At 72.2% G+C, this 15,749-nt stretch carries 14 protein-coding genes; 7 read left to right on the top strand and 7 right to left on the bottom strand.

The window, feature by feature from the left end; genetic code table 11:
- Positions 1 to 237 precede the first annotated feature (237 nt).
- The 3 genes from CHR28_RS12360 (at position 238) to CHR28_RS12350 (ending at position 6,191) form a co-directional block, all read left to right on the top strand.
- On the top strand, positions 238 to 3,156 hold the full coding sequence (locus CHR28_RS12360) for a glycoside hydrolase family 48 protein (protein ID WP_094053626.1): 2,919 nt from the start codon (positions 238 to 240) through the stop codon (positions 3,154 to 3,156).
- Positions 3,157 to 3,312: 156 nt separating this feature from the next.
- Positions 3,313 to 5,961 carry a cellulose binding domain-containing protein gene (locus tag CHR28_RS12355; protein ID WP_094053625.1) on the top strand — a complete coding sequence of 883 codons (2,649 nt, stop codon included), beginning with the start codon at positions 3,313 to 3,315 and terminating at the stop codon, positions 5,959 to 5,961.
- A gap of 59 nt (positions 5,962 to 6,020) precedes the next feature.
- A complete protein-coding gene (locus CHR28_RS12350) occupies positions 6,021 to 6,191 on the top strand; it encodes a hypothetical protein (protein ID WP_306437564.1) in 171 nt (56 codons plus the stop codon).
- Here the strand turns inward: CHR28_RS12350 and CHR28_RS12345 are convergent.
- Together CHR28_RS12345 and CHR28_RS12340 are read right to left on the bottom strand one after the other, a co-directional pair.
- On the bottom strand, positions 6,160 to 6,903 hold the full coding sequence (locus tag CHR28_RS12345; RefSeq protein WP_094053624.1) for a class I SAM-dependent methyltransferase: 744 nt from the start codon (positions 6,901 to 6,903) through the stop codon (positions 6,160 to 6,162). The two genes, CHR28_RS12350 and CHR28_RS12345, sit on opposite strands and share 32 nt — an antisense overlap.
- Positions 6,904 to 6,907: 4 nt before the next feature.
- Positions 6,908 to 7,213, bottom strand: coding sequence for a 4a-hydroxytetrahydrobiopterin dehydratase (locus CHR28_RS12340; RefSeq protein ID WP_094053623.1), 306 nt, complete (start codon positions 7,211 to 7,213; stop codon positions 6,908 to 6,910).
- A 129-nt stretch (positions 7,214 to 7,342) separates the two neighbouring features.
- Here CHR28_RS12340 and CHR28_RS12335 point away from each other — a divergent pair, with 129 nt between their 5' ends.
- Positions 7,343 to 8,149, top strand: coding sequence for a helix-turn-helix domain-containing protein (locus CHR28_RS12335; RefSeq protein ID WP_094053622.1), 807 nt, complete (start codon positions 7,343 to 7,345; stop codon positions 8,147 to 8,149).
- On the opposite strand, the gene CHR28_RS12330 is transcribed toward CHR28_RS12335, so the two are convergent.
- Positions 8,131 to 8,556, bottom strand: a complete 426-nt coding sequence (locus CHR28_RS12330) for a hypothetical protein (protein ID WP_094053621.1) — start codon at positions 8,554 to 8,556, stop codon at positions 8,131 to 8,133. The two genes, CHR28_RS12335 and CHR28_RS12330, sit on opposite strands and share 19 nt — an antisense overlap.
- A gap of 183 nt (positions 8,557 to 8,739) precedes the next feature.
- On the opposite strand from CHR28_RS12330, the gene CHR28_RS12325 reads away from it, so the two are divergent.
- Together CHR28_RS12325 and CHR28_RS12320 are read left to right on the top strand one after the other, a co-directional pair.
- Positions 8,740 to 9,603, top strand: coding sequence for a helix-turn-helix domain-containing protein (locus tag CHR28_RS12325; protein ID WP_094053620.1), 864 nt, complete (start codon positions 8,740 to 8,742; stop codon positions 9,601 to 9,603).
- Positions 9,604 to 9,758: 155 nt separating this feature from the next.
- Positions 9,759 to 10,226, top strand: coding sequence for a nitrate reductase molybdenum cofactor assembly chaperone (locus CHR28_RS12320; RefSeq protein WP_094053619.1), 468 nt, complete (start codon positions 9,759 to 9,761; stop codon positions 10,224 to 10,226).
- Here CHR28_RS12320 and CHR28_RS12315 read toward each other — a convergent pair.
- Positions 10,223 to 10,612, bottom strand: coding sequence for a winged helix-turn-helix transcriptional regulator (locus tag CHR28_RS12315; RefSeq protein WP_094053618.1), 390 nt, complete (start codon positions 10,610 to 10,612; stop codon positions 10,223 to 10,225). The genes CHR28_RS12320 and CHR28_RS12315 overlap by 4 nt on opposite strands.
- A 103-nt stretch (positions 10,613 to 10,715) precedes the next feature.
- On the opposite strand from CHR28_RS12315, the gene CHR28_RS12310 reads away from it, so the two are divergent.
- Positions 10,716 to 11,561: an NAD(P)H-binding protein gene (locus CHR28_RS12310; RefSeq protein ID WP_094053617.1), complete on the top strand. Its 846-nt coding sequence runs from the start codon at positions 10,716 to 10,718 to the stop codon at positions 11,559 to 11,561.
- Positions 11,562 to 11,582: 21 nt separating this feature from the next.
- Here CHR28_RS12310 and dnaK read toward each other — a convergent pair whose 3' ends face one another.
- From dnaK to CHR28_RS12295, 3 genes are all read right to left on the bottom strand, one after another.
- Positions 11,583 to 13,463 carry a molecular chaperone DnaK gene (gene dnaK / locus CHR28_RS12305; protein WP_094053616.1) on the bottom strand — a complete coding sequence of 627 codons (1,881 nt, stop codon included), beginning with the start codon at positions 13,461 to 13,463 and terminating at the stop codon, positions 11,583 to 11,585.
- A 69-nt stretch (positions 13,464 to 13,532) separates the two neighbouring features.
- Positions 13,533 to 14,273: a glycerophosphodiester phosphodiesterase family protein gene (locus CHR28_RS12300; RefSeq protein ID WP_094053615.1), complete on the bottom strand. Its 741-nt coding sequence runs from the start codon at positions 14,271 to 14,273 to the stop codon at positions 13,533 to 13,535.
- Complete coding sequence (locus tag CHR28_RS12295) at positions 14,270 to 15,655, bottom strand: hypothetical protein (protein ID WP_094053614.1); 1,386 nt, start codon at positions 15,653 to 15,655, stop codon at positions 14,270 to 14,272. The genes CHR28_RS12300 and CHR28_RS12295 overlap by 4 nt, the downstream gene beginning before the upstream one ends.
- Between the last annotated feature and the right edge of the window lie 94 nt (positions 15,656 to 15,749).

Below are 15,749 nucleotides of genomic sequence, written 5' to 3'. Positions count from 1 at the left end.
GCAGGCCGGGCCCGCCGTGACGGACGCGTCGACTGATGGAATCGCTCCCACTGGTGCCAAGGAAGGTAGCGCCAAGTGCCGGTGAAGAACAGGGGAGTTGCCGACTTTCCCGCTTCCCGCGGCGTCGAATCTTTTCGACTCTTCGAACGTCTTGACCGGTACCTGACGGGTCTTCACTATGGGAGCGCTCCCACTGGTTCAAGCCTTGACTCCGAGCCGCAAGGAGGAACCAGCACCATGCATCCCCCACCCCGCAGACGCGGAGCCGTGCGGCGCCTGTGGACCGCCGCTCTCGCCGCTCTCGCCCTTCCGCTGACGATGCTCTCCTCGGGGTCGACGCCCGCCCAGGCGGCGCCGCTCCAGTGCAGCGTCGACTACAAGACGAACGACTGGGGTTCAGGTTTCACGGTGGACCTGACCCTCACCAACCGCGGCACGGACGTCATCGACGGCTGGACGCTGACCTACGCCTACTCGGGCAACCAGAGGCTGGGCAACGGCTGGAACGGCAGCTGGTCGCAGTCCGGGCAGAACATCACCGTGCGGAACGCCGCGCACAACGCCCGTGTCGCGGCGGGCGCGTCCGTCTCCACCGGCGCCCAGTTCGCCTACAGCGGCACCAACACCGCGCCGGCGTCCTTCTCGGTCAACGGCACCCCCTGCACCGGCGCGCACCAGCCCCCGATCACGGTGCTCACCAGCCCGGCCGCCGGTGCCGTCTACAGCCAGGGCGAGGCCGTCCCGCTGGCCGCCACGGCCGCCGCGGCGGACAACGCCACGATCAGCAAGGTCGAGTTCTACGACGACACCACGCTGCTCGGCACGGACACCAGTGCGCCCTGGACGCTCTCGGCGTCCGGCCTGGCCGTGGGCAGCCACTCCCTGGTCGCGAAGGCGTACGACAGCATGGGTGCCTCGGCCGGCTCCACGCCGGTCGGCATCACCGTCGCCTCCGGCCCGGCCGTCGTCGCCTCGCCGCTCCAACTGGGCATGCAGTCGGGCAAGTCGGGCACGTACGAGGTGAAGCTGTCCAAGCAGCCCACCGCGAACGTGACGGTGACCTCGGCCCGCGCGAGCGGCAACACGAACCTGTCGGTCTCCTCCGGTGCCTCGCTCACCTTCACGCCGCAGAACTGGAACACCGCGCAGAAGGTGACCGTCACCGCGGCGGACTCGGGCTCCGGGTCGGCCGTGTTCGAGTCGACGGCCGCGGGGCACGCCAAGGCCGCGGTCACGGTGACGCAGCTGGCCGCGACGAAGACGTACGAGGCCCGCTTCCTGGACCTGTACGGGAAGATCACCAACCCGGCGAACGGCTACTTCTCCCCCGAGGGCATCCCGTACCACTCGGTCGAGACGCTGATCGTCGAGGCGCCGGACCACGGCCACGAGACCACCTCGGAGGCGTACAGCTACCTGCTGTGGCTCCAGGCCATGTACGGCAAGGTGACGGGCGACTGGTCGAAGTTCAACGGCGCGTGGGAGCTCATGGAGAAGTACATGATCCCCACCAAGGCCGACCAGCCGACCAACTCCTTCTACAACCCGTCGAAGCCGGCGACCTACGCGCCCGAGCTGGACACCCCGAACGAGTACCCGGCCAAGCTGGACTCCGGCGTCTCGGTCGGCCCGGACCCGATCGCGGCCGAGCTGAAGAGCGCTTACGGCACGGACGACGTCTACGGCATGCACTGGCTGCAGGACGTGGACAACGTCTACGGCTACGGCAACGCCCCCGGCAAGTGCGAGGCGGGGCCGTCGGACACCGGCCCGTCGTACATCAACACCTTCCAGCGCGGCGCGCAGGAGTCGGTGTGGGAGACGGTGCCGCAGCCGACCTGCGACGCCTTCAAGTACGGCGGCAAGAACGGCTATCTCGACCTGTTCACCGGTGACGCCTCCTACGCGAAGCAGTGGAAGTTCACCAACGCGCCGGACGCCGACGCGCGGGCCGTGCAGGCGGCCTACTGGGCGGACCTGTGGGCGAAGGAGCAGGGCAAGGGCGGGCAGGTCTCCGCGACGGTCGCCAAGGCGGCCAAGATGGGCGACTACCTGCGCTACTCCATGTTCGACAAGTACTTCAAGAAGGCCGGCAACTGCGTCGGTCCCTCCACCTGCCCGGCGGGCACCGGCAAGGACGCCTCCTTCTACCTGATGTCCTGGTACTACGCCTGGGGCGGCGCCACCGACACCAGCGCCGGCTGGGCCTGGCGCATCGGCTCCAGCCACGCCCACGGCGGCTACCAGAACCCGCTGGCCGCGTACGCGCTCGCCAACTACGCGCCGCTGAAGCCGAAGTCGGCGACGGGCGCGGCCGACTGGGCCAAGTCCATGGCCCGGCAGCTGGAGTTCTACCGCTGGCTGCAGTCGGACGAGGGCGCCATCGCGGGCGGCGCGACCAACAGCTGGGCGGGCCGCTACGCGACCCCGCCCGCCGGCAAGTCGACGTTCCACGGCTTGTACTACGACGAGAAGCCGGTGTACCACGACCCGCCGTCCAACCAGTGGTTCGGCTTCCAGGCGTGGTCCATGGAGCGGGTCGCCGAGCTGTACCAGCAGACGGGCAACGCGCAGGCCAGGACGGTCCTCGACAAGTGGGTCGACTGGGCGCTGTCCGAGACCACGTTCAACCCGGACGGCACGTTCCGCATCCCGTCGACGCTGCAGTGGTCGGGCCAGCCCGACACCTGGAACGCGTCGAGCCCCGGCTCCAACAGCGGGCTGCACGTGAGCGTCGTGGACTACACCAACGACGTCGGTGTGGCGGCGGCGTACGCCAAGACGCTGACGTACTACGCCGACCGCTCGGGTGACACCGAGGCCGCGGCGGCCGCGAAGAAGCTGCTGGACGGCATGTGGGACAACCACCAGGACGCACTCGGGATCGCCGTCCCGGAGAACCGGGCCGACTACAACCGGTTCGACGACCCGGTGTACGTCCCGAGCGGCTGGACGGGCACGATGCCGAACGGTGACGCGATCAACTCGTCGTCGACGTTCGACTCGATCCGGTCCTTCTACGAGGACGACCCCGCGTGGTCGAAGATCGAGAGTTATCTCGCGGGCGGGGCCGTGCCGTCGTTCACGTACCACCGGTTCTGGGCCCAGGCGGACATCGCCCTGGCCATGGGCTCGTACGCGGAGCTTCTCGAATAGCCCCCGCCGGGCGCTCCGCGGGTGAGCGGTTGCGTCCGAGGCTCCGCGTTCGTGGTCCCGTCACCTGACGACGGGACCGGCCGGCCGGGCGGTTCCCATCCGCACTGGGAGCCGCCCGGCCCTCGCACGTTCCCCCTCACCGGAAGGAACCCCACCGTGCGAAGAACCCGTGTCCTCACGGCCGTGCTCGCGCTGGCCGCCGGGCTGCTGTCGGGCAGCCCGACCGCCCTGGCCGCCGACCGGCCGGCGCCTAGGCTCGCCGCCGACACCTACATCTGGAGGAACGCCCGGATCGACGGGGGCGGCTTCGTCCCCGGGATCGTCTTCAACCGCTCCGAGAAGAACCTGGCCTATGCCCGCACCGACATCGGCGGCGCCTACCGGTGGCAGGAGTCCTCGAAGTCCTGGACGCCGCTGCTGGACTCCGTCGGCTGGGACGACTGGGGGCACACGGGCGTCGTCAGCATCGCGTCCGACTCCGTCGACCCGGACCGGGTCTACGCGGCGGTCGGGACGTACACCAACGGCTGGGATCCGAAGAACGGCGCGGTCATGCGCTCCTCGAACCGGGGCGCGAGCTGGCAGAAGACGAACCTGCCGTTCAAGCTGGGCGGCAACATGCCGGGGCGGGGCATGGGCGAGCGGCTGGCCGTCGATCCGCACCGCAACAGCGTGCTGTACCTGGGCGCGCCCAGCGGCAAGGGGCTGTGGCGGTCGACGGACTCGGGGGTGACCTGGTCGCAGGTGGCGAACTTCCCCAACGCCGGGAACTACGTGCAGGATCCCAGCGACACCTCCGGCTACGCGTCCGACAACCAGGGCATCGTCTGGGTCACCTTCGACGAGTCCACGGGCACGGCCGGCAGCGCCACGAAGACGATCTACGTCGGGGTCGCCGACCAGGACAACGCGGTGTACCGGTCGACGGACGCGGGCGCGACCTGGCACCGGCTCGCGGGTCAGCCGACCGGCTACCTCGCCCACAAGGGCGTGCTGGACGCGGAGAACGGCCACCTGTATCTCGCGTACAGCGACAAGGGCGGCCCGTACGACGGCGGCAAGGGCCGGTTGTGGCGGTACGCGACGGCGACGGGCACCTGGACGGACATCAGCCCGGTGGCGGAGGCCGACACCTTCCACGGCTTCAGCGGGCTGACCGTCGACCGGCAGAAGCCGGGCACGGTGATGGCGACCGCGTACAGCGCGTGGTGGCCGGACACGCAGATCTTCCGCTCCACGGACAGCGGCGCGACCTGGACGAAGGCGTGGGACTACACGTCGTACCCGAACCGCGAGAACCGCTACACCATGGATGTCTCGTCCTCGCCATGGCTGACCTGGGGCGCGCATCCGCAGCCGCCCGAGCAGACGCCGAAGCTCGGCTGGATGACCGAGGCGCTGGAGATCGACCCGTTCGACTCGGACCGCATGATGTACGGGACGGGCGCGACGATCTACGGCACGGAGAACCTCGGGAACTGGGACGGCGGTGGCACGTTCACGGTCAAGCCGATGGTGCGGGGCCTGGAGGAGACGGCGGTCAACGACCTCGCCTCTCCCCCGTCCGGAGCCCCGCTGCTGAGCGCGCTCGGTGACGTCGGCGGCTTCCGCCACACGGACCTGACGAAGGTCCCGTCGATGATGTTCACCCAGCCGAACTTCACGACGACCACGAGCCTGGACTTCGCGGAGTCGAACCCGGACACCGTGGTCCGCGTGGGCAACCTGGACTCGGGCCCGCACATCGCGTTCTCGACGGACAACGGGGCCAACTGGTCCGGCGGGACCGACCCGTCGGGCGTGAGCGGCGGCGGCACGGTCGCGGCGGCGGCCGACGGCACCCGGTTCGTGTGGAGTCCGGAGGGGGCCGGTGTCCATCACGCGTCGGGCTTCGGCACGTCGTGGCAGGCCTCCGCCGGGATTCCCGCCGGGGCGATCGTCGAGTCGGACCGGGTCGACGCGAAGACCTTCTACGGCTTCAAGTCCGGGACGTTCTACCTCAGTACGGACGGCGGGGCGACGTTCAGGAAGTCCCCGGCCACCGGGCTGCCCGGCGGCGACAGCGTCCGCTTCAAGGCGCTGCCCGGCGGGAAGGGCGACGTGTGGCTGGCGGGCGGCGCGCCGGACGGCGCGTACGGCCTGTGGCACTCCACGGACGGCGGGGTGAGCTTCTCCAAGCTCCCGAACGTCGAGCAGGCCGACACCGTCGGCTTCGGCAAGGCCGCGCCCGGCGCCTCCTACCAGACCCTCTACACCAGCGCGAAGATCGGCGGGGTGCGCGGCATCTTCCGCTCCACGGACCAGGGCGCGAGCTGGACCCGCGTCAACGACGACGCCCACCAGTGGGGCTGGACGGGCGCGGCGATCACCGGCGACCCGCGGGTCTACGGCCGTGTGTACGTCTCCACGAACGGCCGGGGCGTGATCTACGGCGACTCCTCCGACGGCGGCACGACGGACCCGGGTCCCGGCCCGGCGCCCACCGGCGGCTGCGCGGTGACGTACACGGTGACGAACCAGTGGCCGGACGGCTTCCAGGGCGAGATACGGCTCACCAACACCGGCTCGGCTCCCTGGACGGGCTGGTCCCTGACCTGGTCCTTCGCGGACGGCCAGCGGCTGGCCCAGGCGTGGAACGCGGAGGCGGCGCAGTCGGGCACGGCGGTCACGGCGAGGAACACCGGCTGGAACGGCACGGTGGCCAAGGGTTCGTCGGTGAGCTTCGGCTTCACGGCGAGCCGCTCGGGCACCAACACGAAACCGACGGCATTCCGGCTGGGCGACCAGAACTGCACCGTGACCTGACCGCGCCTCGGGGGACGCGCTTCGTTCTCCGGCCCGCGTCCCCCGGCCAGGACGTCCGGGTGCGGTTCGTCCGGTCGGGCGTCTCCGCGACGACGGCCCGCTGGGAGCAGGCGTTCTCCCGGGACGGGGGAACGACCCGGCTGACCAACCGGGCCACGGTGACCAACCGGGCCACGGTGACCAACCGGGCCATGGGCTTCACCCGGGCTTGCGGAACGCCCGCAGGCTGAACACCGGGTCGGGGCGCGGCCGGTCCTGGTCGGGCAGTCGCGCGAGCCGCCCGGCGTACTCCTCGGCGAGGGGCCCGCCGGGCGGCAGGGTCATGAACCAGCCCCGGCGCAGGTCGGCGATCGTGCGGCGCGGGCTGCGGCCCTGGCCGTGTCCGGTGAACCGGGCCCGCCCGGCCGGGACCAGGCCGTGGGCGGCGGCGTGGGCCTCGACGTCCGCCGCCGCGTCGCGGACCGGGCTGGGCGGCCGGGTGGACAGGACGACATCGATGTCACTTCCCACGTTGTGGGCGGCGGCCTTGTCCACCGTCGTGACGTACACCCCGCCGGGGCGCAGCACCCGGGCGCACTCGCCGACGACGGCCCGGACATCGGCGGGCCCGTCGGCCAGGTGCAGCAACCACACCGTGCAGACGGCATCGAACTCCCCGTCCCGGAAGGGCAGTCGGCGGCCGTCGGCGCGGACGACGGCGCCGGGCAGCCGGGCGGCGGCCTGCCGGGCCATCGCCGGGGTGAGGTCGACGCCGATCACCCGCATGCCGGCGCGCGCGGCCGCGAGCCGGCGGGTCACGATGCCGGTGCCGCAGGCGACGTCGAGCAGGTCGCGCGTCCGCTCCGGTACGAGACCGAGCACCGCGTCAGCGGCGGCGGCCGCCCGGGGTTCGCCGCCGCGGGAGGCGTCGTACCGCTCCGCTTCCTTGTCGTAGTCGAGCACGCGGTCAGTGTGCCCCGTGTCCGGGGGCCAGGTCCTCCACCCTGCGGGCGAGCTCGAAGTCCTTCTCGGTGACGGCGCCGCCCGCGCTGTGCGTGTGCACGGACAGGGAGACGGTGTTGTAGCCCAGGGTGAGGTCGGAGTGGTGGTCCAGTTCCTCCTGGACCTGGGCGACGTGCACGACCATGGCCGTCGCGGCGAAGTGCGAGCCGAGCCGGTAGGAACGGGTGAGGCGGTCCCCGTCGAGCGTCCAGCCCGGCAGTTCGGCCAGCCGGTCCTCGATCTCCTTCTGCGACAGCGGTTCGACGGGCATGGGCGGGTGCTCCTTCTCTCGCTGCGGGTGTCCTCGTCGCCTCTCAGCCTGCCACAGCGCACCGCCGCAGGCCCTGGTCAGAGCACCACGCCCTGTCCGCGGCGGCCGGTTCTCGGCTACGGTCCCGGCATGACCACTCACCCGTCCACCGCGCAGCAGGGCGTGGGCCCCCTGCTGCGGGCCTGGCGGGAGCAGCGGCGGGTCAGCCAGCTGGAGCTGGCCCTGCGCGCGGACTCCTCGGCCCGTCACATCAGCTTCGTCGAGACGGGCCGGTCCCGGCCCAGCGAGGAGATGGTGCTGCGGCTGGCCGAGCACCTGGACGTCCCCGTGCGGGAGCGCAACGCGCTGCTGCTGGCGGCCGGTTACGCCCCGCGCTACCCGGAGACCCCGCTGGACGACCCGGCGCTGGGGGCGCTGCGCGAGGGCATCGAGCGGCTGATCGGCGGGTACGAGCCGTATCCGGCGCTGGTGGTGGACGCGCGCTACGACGTGGTGGCGGCCAACCGGGGGATCATGGCGCTGGTCGACGGTGTCGCGCCGGCCCTGCTGGAGGCGCCGCTGAACGCGATGCGGCTGGCGCTGCACCCGGAGGGTCTCGCGCCCCGGATCCGGAATCTGCGGGCCTGGCGCGGGCATCTGCTGGAGCAGATGGAACGGCAGATCGCGCTGCACCGCTCGGAGCCGCTGCGGGCGCTGTACGAGGAGGTGGCGGCGTATCCGGTGCCGGACGAGGATCCGGCCGGCGAGCCCGCGGAGCCGGTGCCGTACTTCGCGCTGCCGCTGCGGATCGAGCACGAGGGGCGGACGCTGTCGTTCATCTCCTCGATCTCCACGTTCAACACGCCGATGGACGTGACCGTCGCCGAGCTGGCCGTCGAGACCCTGCTCCCGGCCGACCCGGCGACGGCCAAGTACCTTCAGGCCGCCATCTCCTGACGGGCTTTCAGCGCAATGTGCTGGAGTGCGGCGAAGCCGGCCACCGTCAGTGCCTGGAGCACGGTCCACACGGCGCCCGCGGTGCTCGGCGAGAGCCACAGCGCCAGGGCCACGAGGCTCAGCGCCGTCCAGGCGAGGTTGGCCTCGACGACCGCCCGCACGCCGAGCGACGGGGGCCTGCGGCGGGCGGCCAGCAGGCCCACGCCGGCCGCGTAGACGGCGAGGAAGGCGCCCAGCGCGAGCAGCAGCGTGGCGTCGGCCCCGAGGAAGCGTCCCAGCGGGCCGGACAGGGCGAGGTAGGCGAGCGCGTTGGCGCCGGTGACGACGGCGTCCAGGGCCAGGAAGCGGCGCAGCATGGACTGCGGCTCGGCGGTCCGGGCGAGCGCGGCGAGCTGGGTCGCGGACATGGGCATCATCCTCCGTCGGTTGCGGTGCCTTCACGATCCCGTCCGGGCGCCGGGCGGTCGATTACCCGCGGGGTAATGCCCGTGCGCCCCCCTTCCGCGCGATCTCCTCGCCGTCAGGCCTGTGAGGCGGGCGGCCGGGCGTGCCACACTGATCGCGGACGTGGCACGTTGGGGAGGCGTGGCGTGAGTGAACGGCGGGCCGCACCCACCGTGGGCCAGGTGGTGCTGGGCAAGCGGCTGCAGGAACTGCGCGAGGCGGCGGGCCTCAGTCGTGACGAGGCCGCGCGGGTGCTGCGCGTCGCCCCGGCGACCGTGCGGCGGATGGAGACCGCCGACGTCGCGCTGAAGATCCCGTACGTGCAGATCCTGCTGACCGCGTACGGGGTGGCCGAGGACGAGGTGACCGCGTTCGTCGAGCTGGCCGAGGAGGCGAACCGGCCCGGCTGGTGGCAGCGGTTCCACGATGTGCTGCCCGAGTGGTTCAGCCTGTACGTGAGCCTGGAGGGCGCGGCCCGGATCATCCGCTGCTACGAGCCGCACTTCGTGCCGGGCCTGCTGCAGACCGAGGGGTACGCGCGGGCCGTGCTGGAGTCGGGCACCATCGCGAACGCCGGCCCCGAGGCGGTCGAGCGGCACGTGGCGCTGCGGATGGAGCGGCAGCGGCTGCTGGAGCGCCCCGACCCGCCGCACCTGTGGGTGATCATGGACGAGACGGTGCTGCGCCGTCCGGTGAGCGCCGACGGCCGGGTCATGCGTGAGCAGCTGGACAAGCTGCTGGAGTACGCCGCGCGGGACCGCGTCACGCTCCAGGTCGCCGAGTTCGACGACGGCCCCCATCCGGGCACGTACGCCCCGTTCTCGCTGTTCCGCTTCGCCGAGCCGGAACTGCCCGACATGGTGTTCACCGAGTATCTGACCGGGGCGCTGTACCTCGACTCCCGCAAGGAGGTCTCGGCGCACCTGGAGGTCCTGGACCACATGACGGCCCGGTCCGGCTCGGCCCAGCGCACTGGGGAACTGCTGCGGGAGTACCGCGACCGCTACTGAGCCGCCGGCTTGCGCGGGCCGTGCGCGCCGGGGCGGTGGCCGTCCGGTCTCGCCCGGGCGGGGCTCCGCTCTGACCCGTACGGACCCCGCCGACGGGTGGGCCCCCCGGCCCGCACCTAGCGTCGGCATCGCGGGGCGCACGCGAAGGAGGTCCGATGCCCGGATTCGAGGTGCTGTACCAGGCGGCAGCGCTGTGCCTGATGTTCCCCGACGACGACTTCCGCGCCCGGCTGCCGCTGCTGCGCGAAGCCGCCCCGCCGCTGCGGGAGTTCGCCGACCACGCGGCACTCACCCCGCCGCGCGAGCTGGCGGCGCACTACGTCGAGGTGTTCGAGGCGGAGCCGGAGCACAGCCTGTACCTCAGCGCGTGGCGCGAGGCGGCCCCGACGCCCTCCGAGGAGCTGTACCGCTCGCACGGCCTGGAGACGACCGGCGAGGAACCGCCGGACTTCCTGCCGGCGGTCCTGGAGTGCGCGGCCCGCACCGGTGACACCCAGCTGCTGGCGGACCACCGCGACGGTCTCGACCTGCTCCGCTCCCGGCTCACCGACTTCGGCACGCCGTACGCGACGGTCCTCGACGCGGTCTGCGTGACCCTGCCGCCCGCCGCGCCGGGACGCTAGGCCCCGCCGTCGTAGACCCGCCGGGCCCGCTCGACGTCGTCCAGGTGGGTGTCCGCCCATTCGGCGAGGTGGGCGAAGAGCGGCGCGAGGCTGCGGCCGAGCCCGCTGATCTCGTACTCGACCCTCGGGGGCACCTCCGGGTGGTACGTGCGGACGACCAGGCCGTCCCGCTCCAGTTGCCGGAGCCGCTGGGTGAGCACCTTCGGCGTGATGGAGCCGATGCGCCGTTCCAGCTCGACGAAGCGCTGCCGGCCGTGCGTGTGGAGCGTCCACAGGATCGGGGTGGTCCACCGGCTGAAGACGATGTCCACGACCGGGGCGATGGGGCAGGCCAGCTCCGCTTCCGTGGCCACCGGTCCGGTACGGCTCCGCGTGTCCCCCGCCATTCGCTTCCCTCCAGGGCAGCCACTTTCCTGTAGGTACCTACTATACCAACGGTGTTAGCGTCCCGGGCAACGACAACAACGCCACAAGGCAAGGGAGTTGCTCATGATCGTGGTGACGGGGGCGACGGGGAACGCGGGCCGGTCGCTCGTACGGATCCTGGCGGCGGACGGCGAGCGGGTGTCCGCCACCTCGCGGGGGATCTCCGCCGCGGACGTGCCGGGGGGTGTCCTGCACCGGAGGGCGGACCTCACGGACGCGGACACGCTCCGGCCGGTTCTCGACGGCGCCGACGCGCTGTTCCTGCAGAACGGCGGAGCCGACGCGCACCGGCTGGACCCCGGGCACATCCTCGACGCCGCCAAGGCCGGCGGGGTCGAGCGCGTGGTGCTGCTGTCCTCCCAGGGGGTCGCGACCCGGCCGGAGTCGCCCTCGCACGGCGGCGTCGGGCGTGCCATCGAGGACGCGGTCAGGGGGTCGGGGCTGGACTGGGTGATCCTGCGTCCCGGCGGCTTCGCCTCCAACGCGCTCGCCTGGGCCGCATCCGTACGGGCGCAGCGGGCCGTCGTCGCGCCGTTCGGCGACGTCGGCCTGCCGGTCGTCGACCCGGAGGACATCGCCGCGGTCGCCGCCGTGGCCCTGCGCGAGCCCGGACACGCGGGACGGACCTACGAGTTGACCGGTCCCGCCCCGAGCACGCCCCGGCACCGCGCCCGTGACCTGGGCGAGGCACTCGGCGAGCCGGTGCGCTTCGTGGAACAGGGGCCCGAGGAGGCCCGGGCCGAGATGCTGCGCTTCATGCCCGGGCCCGTGGTCGAGACGACCCTGGCGATCCTCGGCGAGCCCACGCCCGCGGAGCAGCGGGTCAGCCCCGACGTGGAGCGGGTCCTCGGCCGCGCGCCCCGCCCGTTCGCCGAGTGGGCCCGCCGCAACGTCGCCGCGTTCCGCTGACGGGGAGGGGCGGGGCCCGGCCTAGGCCGCCCCGCCCCTCTCGTCCCGCCGGTCCTTCTCGTCGTCGACGATCTCCGCGTCGACCACGCCCTCGTCGTCCTGCGGTGCGGAGCGGGCGGTGTCGTCCGTGGGGGACTGTTCGGCGCCGGTCTGGGCCTGGGCGTACATCGCCTGGCCCATCCGCTGGCTGACCGAGGCCAGTTTCTCGACGCCGGTGCGCAGGGCGGCGGTGTCCGCCTGCTGGTCGAGCAGCGCCTTGACGTCCGTGACGGCGGACTCGACCTCCGACCGGGTGCCGTCCGGGATCCGGTCGGTGTTGTCGCGCAGGAACTTCTCGGTCTGGTAGACGAGTTGCTCGGCCTGGTTGCGTGTCTCGGCGGCCTCGCGGCGCTTGCGGTCCTCCTCGGCGTACTGCTCGGCCTCGCGCATCATGCGGTCGATGTCGTCCTTGGGCAGGGCCGAGCCGCCGGTGACGGTCATCTTCTGTTCGCGTCCGGTGGCCATGTCCTTGGCGGAGACGTGCATGATGCCGTTGGCGTCGATGTCGAAGGCGACCTCGATCTGCGGAACGCCGCGCGGGGCCGGCGGCAGGCCCGTCAGGTCGAAGACGCCGAGCTTCTTGTTGTAGGCGGCGATCTCGCGTTCGCCCTGGTAGACCTGGATGCCGACCGAGGGCTGGTTGTCGGCGGCGGTGGTGAAGATCTCCGAACGCCGGGTGGGGATCGTGGTGTTGCGCTCGATCAGCTTCGTCATGATGCCGCCCTTGGTCTCGATGCCCAGGGACAGCGGGGTGACGTCGAGCAGCAGGACGTCCTTGACGTCGCCGCGCAGGACGCCCGCCTGGAGCGCGGCCCCGACGGCCACGACCTCGTCGGGGTTGACGCCCTTGTGGGGGTCCTTGCCGGTGAGTTCCTTCACGAGGTCCGTCACCGCGGGCATCCGTGTGGAGCCGCCGACCAGGATCACGTGGTCGATCGCCGAGAGCTTCACCCCGGCGTCCTCGACCGCCTGGTGGAAGGGCGTCTTGCAGCGGTCCAGAAGATCCTGGGTGAGCTCCTGGAACTGGGCCCGGGTCAGCTTCTCGTCCAGGTGCAGCGGCCCCTCGGCGGAGGCCGTGATGTAGGGCAGGTTGATCGTGGTCTCGGTGGAGCTGGACAGTTCGATCTTGGCCTTCTCCGCGCCCTCGCGCAGGCGCTGCACGGCCATCTTGTCCTTGGCGAGGTCGACGCCGTACTGCCCCTTGAAGCGTTTGATCAGGTACTCGACGATCCGCTGGTCCCAGTCGTCGCCGCCGAGGTGCGTGTCGCCGTTGGTGGCCTTCACCTCGATGACGCCCTCCCCCATCTCCAGCAGCGAGACGTCGAAGGTGCCGCCGCCGAGGTCGAAGACGAGGACCGTCTGGTCGTTCTCCTTGTCCAGGCCGTAGGCCAGGGCGGCGGACGTCGGCTCGTTGATGATCCGCAGGACCTTCAGGCCCGCGATCTCACCGGCCTCCTTGGTCGCCTGCCGCTGGGAGTCGTCGAAGTAGGCGGGGACGGTGATCACCGCGTCGGTGACGTCCTCGCCGAGGTAGGACTCGGCGTCCCGCTTCAGCTTCTGCAGCACCCGCGCGGACAGTTCCTGCGCGCGGTAGCGGGTGCCGTCGATGTCGCCCTGCTCGGGGAAGCGCCAGTGCGCGTCGCCCATGTACCGCTTCACCGAGCGGGCGGTGCGCTCCACGTTCGTCACGGCCTGCCGCTTGGCGACCTCGCCGACCAGCACCTCGCCGTTCTTGGCGAACGCCACCACCGAGGGCGTGGTCCTGGCTCCCTCCGCGTTGGCGATGACCGTGGGCTCACCGCCCTCCAGCACGGCGACCACCGAGTTCGTGGTTCCGAGGTCGATCCCGACCGCACGTCCCATCGCTGTCCCCTTCCGCTTGCGCCAGGGCACTCCTCACACTGTCCAGCACAAAACTTGAGTGGGCTGTTGTCAATGCCGCATGGGGGTGACCGGGTCGCGCAGTGCGACGGCGCGCCGGGGCAGGTCGGTGACGAGGACGTCGACGCGCGGGTGGGCGAGGAGGGCGCGTATGAGGGTGTCGTCGTTGACCGTCCACACCATGGTGAACAGGCCGCGCCGGCTCGCCTCGCGCAGCACGTTCGCCCTGGCCAGACGGTGGTGCACGGCGACGCCCTGGGCGCCGCAGGCCCGGATCCGGCGGGCCGGGAACAGTTCGCTCAGGCGGGTCCCGGGCAGCCGGGCCAGGGCCAGCTCGCCGCGGTCCCGGCCCAGGGACAGGGCGGTGCGCACCCGGGGGTGGGAGCGGGTGACGGCGGCCACGGAACGGTCCTCCAGGGTCGTCACGACGAGGCCGTCCTCCCCCAGCAGGCCGACCGCCCGGTCGATCACCTCGCGTTCGTAGCCCGCCTCCTTCAGGTCCAGGTGCGCCACCAGCTTCCCGGCGATCAGCGCCATGACGTCGTCCACCACGGGCACGTCGTACCCGGCCCGCTCGCTCAGCTCGGCGTGGGTGAGCGCGGACAGCGGCGGCCCGGCGGGGCCGACCCGGGGGTCGTGGTAGACGACGAGGACGCCGTCGCCCGTGCGGCGGATGTCGAACTCGGCGTACTCCGCGCCGGACTCCAGCGCGTCCTGGTACGCCTCCCGGGTGGCGGCGCGGGCGCGCTCGGAACCGCCCCGGTGGGCGGAGACCGCGGGGTGTGGCGTCATGGGCGGGGGCTCCGGGAGGGCGCGCGCGGGGGCGGGACGGGGGCGAGGTCGTCGTCGGGGGCGGGCAGCAGCCGGCCGGAGCCGGCCCGGACCCGTCTGAGCAGGATCCAGCCGGTCAGGACGAGGGCGACGAAGGGCAGCCAGGCCAGCGCGTAGGCCGTTCCGTAGGCGCGCAGGTCGAGGATGGAGCGGTGCTCGTCCACGTTGGTGCCGTTGACGCCGAAGAACGCCAGCAGCAGCGTGGGCGGCAGGGCGATCAGCGTGGCGGCGGCGACCAGGCCGGAGACCGTGCGGTCGCGGCGGTCGTCGCGCTCGGCGAGTGCGGCGTCCAGGGCGGCGGAGCGTGCGCTGATCACGGAGGTGAGGCGCTCGACCATGCGGGCCGAGTTCTCCAGGCTGTCGCGGATGCCGAGGGCCTCGCCCAGGGAGGACTGGAAGGCCTCGGTGATCATCTCGGGGATCAGCAGGCTGTCGACGTAGGCCTCGACGCCGAAGGCGAGGTCCAGCTGGAGTTCGTTGACGCCCGCGGACAGGCGGGAGATCAGGGAGCGGATCTCGGTGGGCGAGTCGGCCGGGGTGCGCTCGTTGGCCTTCATCATGGCGAAGGCCGCCAGGCGGGTGCGCTGGAGCACGGCCAGGGCGGAGATCATGCCGATCGCGACGAGGGCCAGGCCGTTCTCGACGTGCGGGGCCCAGCCGGCCTGGACGGAGACGCCGCGGCCGAGGGCGGAGAGGGTGAGGCCGTGGTTGCGCGGGTGCGGGGCGAGGCTCGTGTCGTGGGGGGCGGCGGGGTTCCACGGCATCCTGCCGCGGTAGACGATCTCGTTGAGCAGGACGGCCCTGCGGGCGGCGTCGGCGCCGAGCAGTTCATGCTGTAAGCGGCCGCCGGGGAAGACGAGTTGGTGCACGTTCCGGCCGAGGGCGGGTGTGCGGCCGCCGAGCGGGGCGGCGAGGGCGTGCAGGAGCGGGCGGTCGTCGAGTTCGATGCGCTCGCGGTCGAAGCAGGTGGTGGCCAGCCAGGCGGCGAGGTCGCCGGCCGAGGTCTCGCCGGCGAAGACGCAGTCCAGGACGAGGGTGGCGTCACCGCGCGGGGTGGTGACGACGAGGATCCGCAGGGACGCGAGGCCGAGGCCGTGGTCGCCGTGCGGCAGCCGCAGCCGCCCGGGCGCCACGTGTTCGTCCAGGACCGGCACGGGCAGCACGTCCTGGCTGGTCAGCAGGTGGGAGGCGAAGCGGCCGTAGTCGTAGCGGTCGACGAGGGCGCCGAGGGCGGTGTCCCGGGGGCGCATGCGGCCGGTGAGGCTGAACAGCAACAGCACCCGGGTCCGCTCCCGACTGCCGGAGTCGAGCACGGCCGCGCTGGTGGACGCTCCCGGCAACATCGCGTTCCCTCCGACCGATCACCGACAAAGCGACTGGTTATTACCCCAGCGCCAGAGGACGAACCGACACCCGCCGCCCCGACGCCTGCCGAGC

Origin of the sequence: Streptomyces sp. XY006, from assembly GCF_002237655.1 — a bacterium.
Taxonomy (GTDB): Bacteria; Actinomycetota; Actinomycetes; order Streptomycetales; family Streptomycetaceae; genus Streptomyces; species Streptomyces levis.
Note: the sequence above shows the minus strand (reverse complement) of the source record. Positions and strands in the feature narration are given on the sequence as shown.